General features: G+C 63.0%; 10 protein-coding genes. 4 read left to right on the top strand and 6 right to left on the bottom strand.

Going from position 1 to position 12,111, the window contains the following annotated elements; genetic code table 11:
- The first annotated feature begins 4 nt into the window (after nt 1-4).
- Complete coding sequence (locus ESZ00_RS18585) at nt 5-922, top strand: D-hexose-6-phosphate mutarotase (RefSeq protein ID WP_129209902.1); 918 nt, start codon at nt 5-7, stop codon at nt 920-922.
- Nucleotides 923-928: 6 nt separating this feature from the next.
- Here ESZ00_RS18585 and ESZ00_RS18580 read toward each other — a convergent pair whose 3' ends face one another.
- Nucleotides 929-1,225, bottom strand: coding sequence for an antibiotic biosynthesis monooxygenase family protein (locus ESZ00_RS18580; RefSeq protein WP_129209901.1), 297 nt, complete (start codon nt 1,223-1,225; stop codon nt 929-931).
- A gap of 216 nt (nt 1,226-1,441) precedes the next feature.
- Between ESZ00_RS18580 and ESZ00_RS18575 the strand changes: the two genes are divergently transcribed.
- On the top strand, nt 1,442-3,331 hold the full coding sequence (locus ESZ00_RS18575; protein WP_129209900.1) for a phosphoenolpyruvate carboxykinase (GTP): 1,890 nt from the start codon (nt 1,442-1,444) through the stop codon (nt 3,329-3,331).
- A gap of 157 nt (nt 3,332-3,488) precedes the next feature.
- On the opposite strand, the gene ESZ00_RS18570 is transcribed toward ESZ00_RS18575, so the two are convergent.
- Nucleotides 3,489-4,748 carry a Zn-dependent hydrolase gene (locus tag ESZ00_RS18570; protein WP_129209899.1) on the bottom strand — a complete coding sequence of 420 codons (1,260 nt, stop codon included), beginning with the start codon at nt 4,746-4,748 and terminating at the stop codon, nt 3,489-3,491.
- Entirely contained in the window at nt 4,738-6,150 is a 1,413-nt protein-coding gene (hydA, locus tag ESZ00_RS18565) for a dihydropyrimidinase (protein ID WP_129209898.1), read from the bottom strand. Before hydA ends, ESZ00_RS18570 begins: the two co-directional genes overlap by 11 nt.
- Before the next feature lie 82 nt (nt 6,151-6,232).
- Here hydA and rbsK point away from each other — a divergent pair, with 82 nt between their 5' ends.
- Both rbsK and ESZ00_RS18555 read left to right on the top strand, forming a co-directional pair.
- On the top strand, nt 6,233-7,171 hold the full coding sequence (gene rbsK, locus ESZ00_RS18560; protein ID WP_129209897.1) for a ribokinase: 939 nt from the start codon (nt 6,233-6,235) through the stop codon (nt 7,169-7,171).
- Nucleotides 7,172-7,282: 111 nt separating this feature from the next.
- Nucleotides 7,283-8,146: an inositol oxygenase family protein gene (locus ESZ00_RS18555; protein ID WP_129209896.1), complete on the top strand. Its 864-nt coding sequence runs from the start codon at nt 7,283-7,285 to the stop codon at nt 8,144-8,146.
- A 66-nt stretch (nt 8,147-8,212) separates the two neighbouring features.
- Here the strand turns inward: ESZ00_RS18555 and ESZ00_RS18550 are convergent, their stop codons facing one another.
- The 3 genes from ESZ00_RS18550 to lepB form a co-directional block, all read right to left on the bottom strand.
- Complete coding sequence (locus ESZ00_RS18550; RefSeq protein ID WP_129209895.1) at nt 8,213-8,740, bottom strand: hypothetical protein; 528 nt, start codon at nt 8,738-8,740, stop codon at nt 8,213-8,215.
- Complete coding sequence (locus ESZ00_RS18545) at nt 8,740-11,070, bottom strand: cytochrome c oxidase assembly protein (RefSeq protein WP_129209894.1); 2,331 nt, start codon at nt 11,068-11,070, stop codon at nt 8,740-8,742. Before ESZ00_RS18545 ends, ESZ00_RS18550 begins: the two co-directional genes overlap by 1 nt.
- A 153-nt stretch (nt 11,071-11,223) precedes the next feature.
- Entirely contained in the window at nt 11,224-12,057 is an 834-nt protein-coding gene (lepB, locus tag ESZ00_RS18540; RefSeq protein WP_129209893.1) for a signal peptidase I, read from the bottom strand.
- Nucleotides 12,058-12,111 lie beyond the last annotated feature (54 nt).

Below are 12,111 nucleotides of genomic sequence, written 5' to 3'. Positions count from 1 at the left end.
GAGCATGTCCAGCGAGCAGGAGATCGAAGCACTGCATGAGGTATTCGCCATTCCCGGCGTGGTGGAGGTGTCGCCCGGCAACGGCGGCCTTGCGCGCGTGCGCATCACCTCGCCCGCGGCGGAGGCGGAGATCTACCTGCACGGCGCGCAGGTGACGGCGTGGAAGCCGGCTGGTGAAGACGAGGTGATCTTTGTCAGCGAGAAGTCGGCGTGGGTGGATGGCAAGGCGATCCGCGGTGGCATTCCGGTGTGTTTCCCCTGGTTTCGCGAGAAGGTCGATGATCTGAAGGCGCCTTCGCATGGCTTTGTGCGCACGAAAGAGTGGGAGCTCTTCTCCGTGGCGCAGACGGGCGAGGACATCGTCGTTACGCTGACGACGTCGAGCGACGATGCGAGCCGGAAGTGGTGGCCGCATGAGATGCGTGTGGTGCATCGCATCACGGTGGGCAAGGAACTGCGGCTCGAGTTGATCGCGGTGAATACGGGTGAGTCGAGCTTCCTTCTCGAAGAGGCGCTGCACACCTACTATCGCGTGGGCGATGCGGAGAAGATTCGCGTGGAAGGTCTCGACGGCGTCACATACTTCGACAATACCGACGGCAACCGCGAAAAGGTGCAGCAGGGAGATGTGCATTTCACTGCCAGCACCGACAATGCGTATCAAAACACGGAAGGCAGGCTCACGCTCGTCGATCCGGTTCTGAAGCGGCGCATTGCAATCGAGAAGGCACATTCGCGTTCCACCGTAGTGTGGAATCCATGGGTGGAAGGTGCGGCCAAGCTGGCCGATCTCGGCGATGAGGAGTGGCGGGAGATGACGTGCGTGGAAGGCGGCAACCTGCGCATCTGCGCCGTGCCGCTTGCGCCCGGCGAGCAGCACACGCTCGAGGTAACGATGCGCGTGCTGCCGGAAGGACGATAAAGCCGCTCAGTCGATGGCGACAACCTGCTGGTGCTCGACAACCGGCGGTGCGGCGAAGAACCGGCTGACCAGATTCCGCCATTCGGTGTAAGCATCCGACTGGCGGAAGTCGATGGTGTGGTGCTCGAGGGTCTTCCACTGGATGAAGAGGCGGTAGACCTGCGGGCGCTCGATGGTGCGATTGAGCTCGATACCGAGGCAGCCGGCTGCGTTCACAAAAAGCGGTCGGGCCATCCGCACCGCTTCTTCGAACTCGAGTTCGGTGCCCGGCTTTACCTCGATCTGGGCGATCTCCAATACCATGCGCGTGTGTCTCCTGTCTGAAAACAAACCAGTTTCCATTATCCCGGAGGGCGCGGGAAGATGCATCCAGTCGTGCGGAATGCAATATTTGCGATGTTCATTATCGTGGCCGCCGCGATTTGCGGTTTTGCCGAGGATGCCTGGAGTTGAGTATTCTTACGGGTGCGCTCAAAACGGGCGCCGGTGGGAGCTCTGCTCCCCGAGGAGAACGATTGTATGGCCTCTTCCACTAAGGGTTCGCGTCCCAGTGCGAAATCCGCTTCCGGTGGCTCAACCCTTCTCGAGCCACAACGCAACGATTATGCCCAGCCTCTAAGCCGCAACAAGGGTCTGCTGCGGTGGGTGGATAAGATGGCGAAGCTCACGCGCCCCGCATCCATTCACTGGGTGAGCGGCTCGGAAGAGGAGAATGCCTACCTCCTGCAGAAGCTTGTGGATGCAGGGACCTTCACAAAACTGAACGAAGAGCTGTGGCCGGGCTGCTACTACGCGCGTTCTTCGCCGGACGACGTGGCGCGCGTGGAGGATCGTACTTTTATCTGCTCGCTCTCGAAGGATATGGCGGGGCCGAATAACAACTGGCAGGACCCCTTCGAGATGCGCCGCCGCCTCAAGGGCCTGTTCGACGGCTGCATGGAAGGCCGCACCATGTATGTGCTGCCCTTCAGCATGGGGCCGATCGGCTCGCCCATGTCGCGCATCGGCGTGCAGCTTACGGACTCACCTTACGTGGTCGTGAATATGCGCATCATGGCGCGGATCGGCAAGCCGGTCTTCGAGATTATCGATCGCGATACGGAACGCGTGGTGCCCTGTATGCATTCGGTGGGCGCTCCCTTACGCCCCGGGCAGGCCGATGTGCCGTGGCCCTGCAATTCCGAAAAGTACATTGTTCATTTTCCGGAGACGCGCGAGATCTGGTCGTTCGGTTCGGGCTACGGCGGCAACGCGCTGCTGGGCAAGAAGTGCTTCGCGCTGCGCATCGCTTCGACGATTGCGCGCGACGAAGGCTGGATGGCCGAACACATGCTCATCCAGGGCGTGGAAGATCCAGAGGGCCGCAAGACGTATGTGGCCGCAGCCTTCCCCAGCGCATGCGGCAAGACGAATTTCGCCATGATGATTCCGCCCGATGAGTTCAAGGGGTGGAAGGTCTCGACGGTGGGCGATGATATCGCGTGGATTCGTCCCGATGAAAACGGCCAGTTGCGGGCGATCAATCCCGAGGCGGGCTTCTTCGGAGTGGCGCCGGGTACGTCGGTGAAGACGAATCCGAACGCGATGGCGACGCTCTCGCGCAATACCATCTTCACCAACGTGGCGCTTACCCCAGAGGGCGGCGTGTGGTGGGAGGGCATGACGGATGAGCCACCTGCGGAGTTGACGGACTGGCGCGGCCATCGCTGGACCCCGCAGATTGCGAAGGAGACAGGCGCGAAGGCAGCGCATCCGAATGCACGCTTCACGGCTCCGGCTTCGCAGTGTCCTACGATCGATCCCGCATGGGAAGATCCGGCGGGTGTGCCGATCAGCGCCATCATCTTCGGTGGACGCCGCGCGCAGACGATTCCGCTCGTCTACCAGGCGTTTAACTGGAGCTCGGGCGTGTATGTGGGCGCGACGATGAGCTCGGAGACCACGGCCGCCGCGACAGGCGCGGTCGGTGCGATCCGGCGCGATCCGATGGCCATGCTGCCCTTCTGCGGCTATCACATGGGCGACTATTACCGGCACTGGATCAAGATGCAGCGCGGGTTGACGATTACGCCGCGCATCTTCCACGTGAACTGGTTCAGGAAAAATGAACAAGGCCAGTTCCTGTGGCCGGGTTTCCGCGACAACATGCGCGTGCTGCGCTGGATCGTGGAGCGTGTGCATGGCCGCGCGCTGGGCCGCGAGACGCCGATCGGCTGGGTACCGCGCTATGAAGACCTCGATTGGCGTGGCCTCGAATTCAGCCACGAGCAGTTCGAGGAGCTGGAGCAGGTAGACCGCGATGCATGGAAGGACGAGGTCATCCAGCACGAGAAGCTGTTCATCGAGCTGCACGATCACCTGCCGCCGGAGATGATCTACGAGCGCGAGCTGCTGATCTGCCGGTTGTAGGCTTGTGGCGGGTTCAAGGCTGCTGTGTCCCCCACCCGAGCAACACCGGCTCGAGTGGGCCACGCGGTGAGTTTTCAGTTATGAGTCCCCAGTCCCCGGGAACTGAGGACTGGCAACTGAAAACTGGCAACTTTGTATCTGCAATGGTTACAAATGCTCAGGCCTGCGTCGCGATCCACGCCATGGTTTTTGTGGCGAGGCGATCGAGGGCTTCGATGGCGAGCAGCAGGTGCTCTTCTTTCGTGTCTTCGATCTTGTTATGGCTGATGCCCTGTAGCGATTGGGTGAAGAGCATCACGGTGGGAATGCCGGCACGGGCGACCTCGGCCGCATCGTGCAGCGGGCCCGAAGGCAGCGGATGCGCGACGCGGGAAGTCTCGCGCACAGCCTCCTCGCAAAGCTCGATCAGCTCAGGGTGGAAGGGCACAGGCTCGATGTTCCAGATGCGTGACCACTCGACGGTGCAGTGTTCCTCAGCGGCGAAGCGTCGGCTGGCCTCCTGCGCTTCGCGATACATGGTGGCGAGCACATCGGCGTCGAGGTCGCGCTGATCGAGGGTGGTCTCGCAGCGGCCTACGACGGCGGTGACGATGCCGGGGACGGTCTTCACGCTGCCCATGGTGCAGACGGAGTCCTTGTGTTTGTTTGCAATGCTGCGGATTTCGAGCGCGAGCTTCGCCGCGGCGGCGAGCGCGTCACGACGATCGCGCATAGGGGTCGAGCCGGAATGCGCTTCCTGGCCGAAGAAGGTGATGGCGTGGCGCTCCACGCCCTTGGTGCCGAGGACAACGCCCAAAGGAAGTCCGAGACGTTCGAGGACCGGGCCTTGTTCAATGTGCAGCTCGAGATAGGCTGCGGCGTTTTCCTGCTCACGCTGGGCGTCGCCGATCTTTTCTATGTCGATACCGCATTCGCGCAGGGCGGTTTCGAGCGAGATGCCGTCACGGTCAGTGCGCCTGCGTTCGTCTTCGATGTGGATGGTGCCTGCGAAGGCTGACGAGCCGAAGAGGCTGCGGCCAAAGCGCGCGCCTTCTTCATCGGCCCAGTCGACGAGGCGGATGGTGACCGGTGGTATGCCGTTGTATTGCTCGGCGATGCGGCGCAGCACGCCGAGCGCGGCCGTGACGCCGAGCGCGCCGTCGAGCCAGCCACCATTGGGCACCGAGTCGAGATGGCTGCCGAGGATGAGCGCCTTGGGGGACTCACCGCGCAGCGTAACCCAGCGATTGCCGGCAGCATCGAGATGATGTTCGACAGGCAGGCCGTCGAGTTTTTTTTCGAACCAGTCGCGGGCTTTCTGCCAGGTTGCAGTCCAGGCCACGCGCTGCGCGCCGTTGGCGTCAGCGGTGAGCGCGCGCAACTCCTTCAAGTCGTCAATGACCTGCTTGGCGACAACCTGCTTGGCGTTAACCGGCATGCGCATCCTTTGCTTGCTGTGTGAAGTATTGCGGCTTGCGGCGGAGGAGTTGCCCGCGTCCTCGTTCGCCGGTAAACTGGCCGTCGCGCACCTGTACCTTGCCGCGCACGGTCACCACCGATGGCCGGCCTTCGATGGCGAAGCCTTCGAAACCGTTGTAATCGTTGTTGGTGTGCTGGGTCTTAGCGGAGAGTGTGCCGCGATAGTCGGGGTCGTAGACGACGATATCCGCGTCGCTGCCCACGGCGATGGTGCCCTTGCGCGGTGCAAGGCCGAAGAGCTGCGCGGGACGCGTGCTGAGCGCATCGACGAAGCGGTGCAGATCCATGCGGCCGCGCTTTACGCCGTAGGTGTACATCAGGTTTACGCGTTCTTCGATGCCCGGGATGCCGTTGGGGATATGGGTGAAGTTGCCCTCGCCGAGCCGCTTCTGCTCGAGATCGAAAGGGCAGTGATCGGTGCCGACGGTGTCGATGAAGCCCGCGCCCAGTGCGGTCCAGAGGGCATCCTGGTTGGGCTTTTCGCGCAGCGGTGGGCTCATGACGTGCTTCATGCCCTCTACGCCTTCGCGTTCGGCGTAGGTCTTATCGAGCAGGAAGTGTGGTGCAACCGATTCGATGTGCAGCGGCACACCCTGGCGCCTGGCGGCGAGCGCGGCATCGAGCGCAGCGGCGCAGGAGAGATGTACGACATAGCCTGTCGCACCGGTGTGCTTCAGGAAGGTCGCGAAGCGGCCCGTGCCTTCGGCCTCGACGCCTGTGGGGCGGCTGGGCTCGTGCCATTCGGGGCCGGTTTTGCCGGCGGCCAGCAGTTCCTGTTGCAGCTGCGCGACCAGCTCTGCGTTTTCGCAATGCGCGGTGGTGATCACGCCGAGTTCGGCTGCGAGCTTGAGCGTGTGAAACATCTCCGCGTCGTCGACGCCGAAGAAGTTTTTGTAGGACAGAAAAATCTTGAAGGATGCGGTGCCGTCGGCGACGATCTCGCGTAGCTGCTTCTCGGTTTGCTCGTCCCAGCGGGTTACGGCCATGTGGAAGGCATAGTCGCAGGCGCTGTTCCCGGCGGCGCGGCTCTTCCATAGTTCGTAGCCTGCGAGCGTGTCCTCGGTGCGCGAGGGGCAGCACATCTCGATGTATGTCGTGGTGCCGCCGACGAGCGCGGCGATGCTGGCCGTCTCGTGCGTGTCCTTGGCGAAGGTCGCCATGAACGGTAAATAGATGTGCACGTGCGGGTCGATGAAGCCGGGGAAGACGAGCTTGCCGGTCGCATCGATGATCTCGGTGCCGGGCGGCACATCGTCAATGTGCGTGGCGATGCGGGTGATGGTCTCGCCTTCCGCGTAGAGGTCGGCGCGGTAGCGCGACTCGGCGGTGACAATCTCTCCGTTTTTGATGAGCAGTGGCATAGGCAATCAGTCTTTCAGATTCACGATAAATCCTTTGCGTCCGGCAGTCCTGAGTGCAGGCGCTATGCTGAAGGTGTTCAGCATGAAGAGCGGAAGCGTGGTTGTCATAGGCAGTTTGAATATAGACCTGGTCGCGCATGCCGAACGCATTCCGGCGGCGGGCGAGACGGTGCGGGGTACGGGTTTCGCCACGTATGCAGGCGGCAAGGGTGCGAACCAGGCGGTGGCCGCGGCGCGGCTGGGCGTGAGCGTGCGCATGATCGGCCGCCTGGGCGAGGACGATTTCGGCAGCCGGCTCTATGAGCAGCTGGGCGTGGATCGCATCGACACGAGCGGCGTGCTGCGCGTGGCCGGACCGACGGGCACGGCCGTCATCACAGTCTCTGCGCAGGGCGAGAACACGATCGTCGTGATTCCAGGCGCGAATGGCACGCTGACGCCGGAGGCGCTCGAGGCACATCGCGATGTAATTGCCGCGGCGGAGGTGGTGCTGGCGCAGCTGGAGATTCCTCTGGAGACGGTCGCGTGCCTGGCCGAGATGTGCGCGGAGATGGGTGTGCCACTGGTGCTCGATCCTGCTCCGGCACAGGCGCTGCCTGAGGCGCTGTTGCGGCGGGTGGCGTGGTTTACGCCGAACGAGACGGAGGCCGCGTTCTACCTGAGCGGGAGCGGTGCGATCGCCGGAGGTAACTCGATTACAGACCCGGCCCAGGCGGTGCGGCGGCTGTTGGCGCTGGGGCCGCAGGGTGTGGTGCTCAAGCTGGGCGAGCGTGGTGCGTGGCTGGCGCGGCAGGGCGAGGAGCCGCGTGAGGTGGAGGCATTCTCCGTCAAAGCCGTAGATACGACGGCGGCTGGCGATGCGTTCAATGGAGCCTTTGCCGCGGGACTGGTGCAGGGAATGCCGCCGGTCGAGGCTGCGCGGTTCGCAGGGGCGGCGGCCGCGATCTCGGTGACGCGAGTGGGAGCGCAGCCATCGCTGGCCCTGCGCGACGAGGTGGAGCGGTTTCTGTTGAAATCGTGAAAAATGCCTGAAAAATCTATTTATCTGCATTGCCAGGCGTACGTTTTGCGTGCTAACGTTAGCGCTAACGTTTCGGGCTGCTACCGCCCGGAGACTTTCTGAGGTGTTGCCATGAGCTCCGCCGTCACCACGCATGAATCCGCGCTGCTGCCCATTGAAGACCAGTGGGAAGAGTTCGTCGCCGGCCGTTACAAGGAAGGCAAGGACGAGTCCGAGTACCGCATCTACGACGAGAAGTCCGACCCGCGCGTTGCGGCCTTCTATCGCGAAAACCACCAGAAGCAGACGCTGGCCTTCGTCCTCGAGAAGGAGAAGGAGTATTACGCGCTGAACAAGGGCGAGCGCAGCATCTGGGAGGCGGCCGAGTTCCTGAATACGCTGGTCGATGAGAGTGATCCGGATACGGACCTGAACCAGATCGAACACCTGATGCAGACCTCGGAGGCGATCCGCCGCGACGGGCATCCGCGCTGGATGATCCTGGCGGGTTTTCTGCATGACCTCGGCAAGTGCCTGTGCCTCTATGGCGAGCCGCAGTGGGCAGTCGTGGGCGATACCTTCCCGGTGGGCTGCGCGTACTCGGACAAGGTCGTCTTCCCTGAGTATTTCCGTGCCAACCCCGATTTCAACGTGCCGGAGCTGCAGACACAGTACGGCATCTATGAGCCGAACTGCGGTCTCGACAAGGTGCATATGTCGTTCGGGCATGACGGCTACATCGCGCACGTGGTTCGCGACTATATGCCGGAGCCGGCACTTTACATGCTCCGCTATCACTCGTTCTACGCAGCGCACCGGCAGGGCGCATACGGACACCTGATGACGCCGCATGACGTGGAGATGTTCGAGTGGGTGAAAAAGTTCAACCCCTACGATCTCTATTCGAAGGGGCACACCAAGCCGGATGTGAAGGCGCTGCTTCCTTACTACGAGGATCTGATCGCGGAGTTCTTCCCGGCCAAGATTCGCTGGTAAAGCAACGATCTCTTTTTTGTACGGAAACCAGCCCGCGGGGTATGTGCCCCGCGGGCTGGTTTGTCTTCAGGCTGACCGGGTTGTGGAACGGCGGATTGTCTCGCGCCACGCGCGCTTGCGCCGGCGGTGCAGGGCAAAGAGTGCAAGCGCCAGCGGCACGGCGGCAATCTCCCAGGTGATCTCTTCGGAGAGAATCTGGCGGGGCAGCACGTTCACTTCGCCTTCGGATATGCCGGTATCCTGACCTTCGCGAATGGTCAGCGTGTAATGCCAGTGTCCGGCGTGGGGCAACTCGAAATTCGCGGCTTCGAGGAAGCGGCTGGTTGCCGCGCCGTGGGTGAGCTTGAGGTTGAGGTCGGGCTGGCCGGGAGTGGTCAGCTTCAGATCGATTTCGGCATCCTGCACAATGCCTTGCTCTCCCGGGCGCTCGACGGCGACCGAGAAATCGGCCATGCCGGCACGCAGCGGATCGGGCGTGGTGAAGAGTGTGACGACGAAGGGGCCGGCAACGGTGCGCGAGCGTAGGCGTCCGCCGTCGGCAAAGGCCAATGGCACCGTGAGCAGAAGCGCAGCGGCGAAAAGGATTCGCTTCATCACATGCCCATCCCGCGCATTTCCATCGGTTGGGTGAAGATCCAGACACAGGCGGCGTAGAAGGCGACGGCCAGCACGGCGTAGAGGCCGATGAGCCAGCGTCCGCTGGCGGGAGAACGCTCGATATCCTTTGCCGTGCGCCATCCGGCGTAGAGCGCGAGCAGCAGGCCGAGGTCGAGAACCAGCACCTGGAGGCTGAGCAGGCTCATGCCGTGCGCGCCGCCCATCAGCAGAATGTTTGCGGGCTTCGAGGCGCTGCCCATCGTTGCCATTGAGCCCATGAGGGCCATGTTGTAGCCGTGCGCGCCGGGGGCGAGATCGGCGTAGGTGGCCTGCGCCACCATCGGGATCGAGGGCATCTCCATCGCGAGGTGGAAGCCGAGGTGCCCGACCCACATGGCGAGTCCGAGCGGCATCACCGCCAGCGCGAAGCGGCAGAAGACGGTGCGCAGCCGCTCACGGGTGAAGGCTTGCAGCAGCTTTGCCGCGAGCCATGAGAGCCCAAGGGCTACGGCGGAGAGCGCGAAGGTGAAGAGCAGCGAGCCGAGGTTGCTTCCGGCGAAGGGATGCGCGGCTTCGAGCGTGCCGAGGCGGCTGGAGATGGGACCGATCATGTACGCGGCGTTGATAGGCGCGGCCAGCGTGAGGACTAACGATACGGCCGCGACATCTGTGCGGGAGCTTAGGCGCCCAAGCGAGGAGCGTTGCGGATCGCGGCCCAGCTCGCGGGCCGGGCTCAGGAGGGTGAGGCCGATATTGTCGTGCGGGCAGGCCTTTACGCAGTCCATGCACAGCGTGCAGTCCATGTTGCCGATCTTGGTCGGCATGTAGAGCTCGAGCTCGCAGCCGCGCTGCTTCTGATTTCCTCCTGAACGTCCATTGATGCAGTCGCTGGTGGCGCAGCTGTCGCAGACCGCCTTCGAGCGCATGCCCAGCTCGGCCGGCGCGAGCATGGAGGCGGCGAAATTGAACTGTCCGACGGGGCAGACGTACTTGCAGAAGTTGCCGCCGGTGAAGAGGGAGTCGACCAGCAGCGCCGTGCCGATATACGCGAGCAGCAGGATGGCGGTGGCACGGGGCGAGTCCCACAGCACGAACTGCTCGTAGGCCCAGAAGAAGAGGATGAGCAGGCCGGCGGCGATCCACTTGCGGCGCAGCCACTGCGGCCAGCGCAGCTTTGCGATGCCGAGTTTGCGCGCCAGCTCGCGCGGCAGGGTGAAGGGGCAGGCCATGCAGAAGAAATTCGCCGTGAGCAGAATGAGGACGAGGCCGACCGGACGGATGATGTTCCAGACGCCTGCGCCTGCGAGGTTCATCGAGCTCATGGCCGAGCCGCGGAAACCTGCCCAGATGGTGATACCCATGATCGCCGCGCTGACGACCTGGAGCGAGGTGCGTCCGTAGCGCCAGCGCAGCAGATGGCCGAGGACCGGCAGGCGCAGCAGGTCAATCGGCTTCGGCAAAGGCCGGCGGCCGGCGGCTGTCTGTTGCTGCATGCGCATGAGGCGCTTGCGCTTGGGCGAGAGCAGCTGCACGACGGTGAGGCCCAGCGGAATCCAGAAGACGATGGAGCCGAGCACCCACATCTCGGCGCCGGCGGCGATCTGGTCGTTCATGGCCGTGGTGCCGAAGAGCCGGGGCACAGCGGCGTAGGTGGGGTAAACGATGCGGTCGCCGAAGGCCAGAAACGCGGACAGCCCAGTGTTCAGCAGGTCGGCGCCCATCAGGTAGGGGACTACGGCCCAGCGTGAGACGGGGTTGCGACTGGGCCATGGCTCGAGGACGAACCACCAGAAGAGGATCGAGGTGGAGAAGAAGCAGGCGTGCTCAATCTCATGCCAGCCGGGCGAGCGCAAGGCCAGCTCGTAGGCCGCGGGAGTGTGCCAGCCGAGAAAAGCCGCGTTCATGGCAATCCAGGCGAAGGCCGGGTGCGTGAAGAATTCCTGCAATCCATGGAAGGCGCGTGTGTTCATCCATGGCGCAAGATCGTCGCGTACCCAGGCGCGGGGCAGGCCGCGCAGCAGGGGCACCGTCGGCGCGCCGAGAACGATGAGCGGCGGCGCGAAGGACATCAATATCAGGTGCTGCGTCATGTGCGCGGTCAGCAGGAACCCGCCGAGCGCATCGAGCGGCGAGGCCAGCGCCAGCCAGAAGAGAGCGAGTCCGGAGAGGAAGCTGACGGCGCGCCATGGAGGCAGCTCGAGCGGGCGCGTGGCCCGCGCCAGCCGCCAGCCGCGCAGGTACAGAACAGCGGCAACGATCACGGCCAGGGTCGGCGCGAAGGGGAGGGTCCAGGACTGAGCGATGGCTTGGGAGAAGTTGTCGGGCACTTCTCCTCTATTTTCGCTCTGGTGAGGTCACCTTGTCGCGTTGGGCTGCTGCTCCGCGCTGGCGACAGCTCCGCGCAGGGCGAATCGCCTTCGGCTCGCGCTCCCGCTGGTCGCGGCGCTCACCGCATCAAATCGGGATCTTACAATTTCGGTTCAACGAACCACGTGGAAAGTCCGTCTCCAGCGCGTGTCCGGGAAGAAATGCACCAGAATGTGGCCGATCCACGCCAGCTTGTGACCGATTCCTGTTTGTTCCAGTTGTCCATCCGTGGCCTGGAACGACCAATAGTTGAACAGCGGACGGCCAATGATGTTGGCGCGCGGCACAAAGCCCCAGTAGCGCGAGTCCAGGCTGTTGTGCCGGTTGTCGCCCATCATGAAGTAGATGCCGGGTGGAACCACCAGGTCGCCGTCGTGCACATAATTCGAGAAGTTTCCAGCCCACGATTCTGAGACCCCAGTCGCCTCCGACGGGGGTACTGCGGGAAACTCATCGAGGAATTCGTTGAAGTTATCCGTCGTCGTCGGCTGCGCAAATCCAACAGGCTGCGCGACGCCATTCACGCTCACGATGCCGTTGTGAAGATGAATATGATCTCCCGGTACGCCAATCAATCTCTTCACCAGGGGAGTGTACTGCGGTGTTCCATCTGCGTCAGGGACATCAATACCGGGCTGATACACAGGCTTGTGGAACACCAAAATGTCGCCGCGCCTCGGCTCGCGATACCGTATGAGCGGCATCCACGAAGCGGGCGGCGATAGCGTGACCTGGTCGACGACCAGGTGATCGCCTACCAGCAACGTGTTCTTCATCGAACCTGACGGGATGACGTAGTTCTTAGCTAAGAAGGTCAGAATGAACAGACCCACTACGAGAACTGAGCAGATGCTGGCCAGCGCCTCGAAAGGGGTCTCTTCCCGCTTGATATTGGCGGAAGCCTCAGGCTTCGCTGAAACAGGAGATCTCTTCCTCGCTGAACTCATCCAACGGCTCCTCAGAAAAGCTGGCGAGCCCCAGGGCGTTCGCAGCGGTTACTT

This window comes from Silvibacterium dinghuense, assembly GCF_004123295.1.
GTDB lineage: Bacteria > Acidobacteriota > Terriglobia > Terriglobales > Acidobacteriaceae > Silvibacterium > Silvibacterium dinghuense.
The sequence above is the reverse complement of the archived record's forward strand: the minus strand, read 5'-3'. Positions and strand labels throughout refer to the sequence as shown.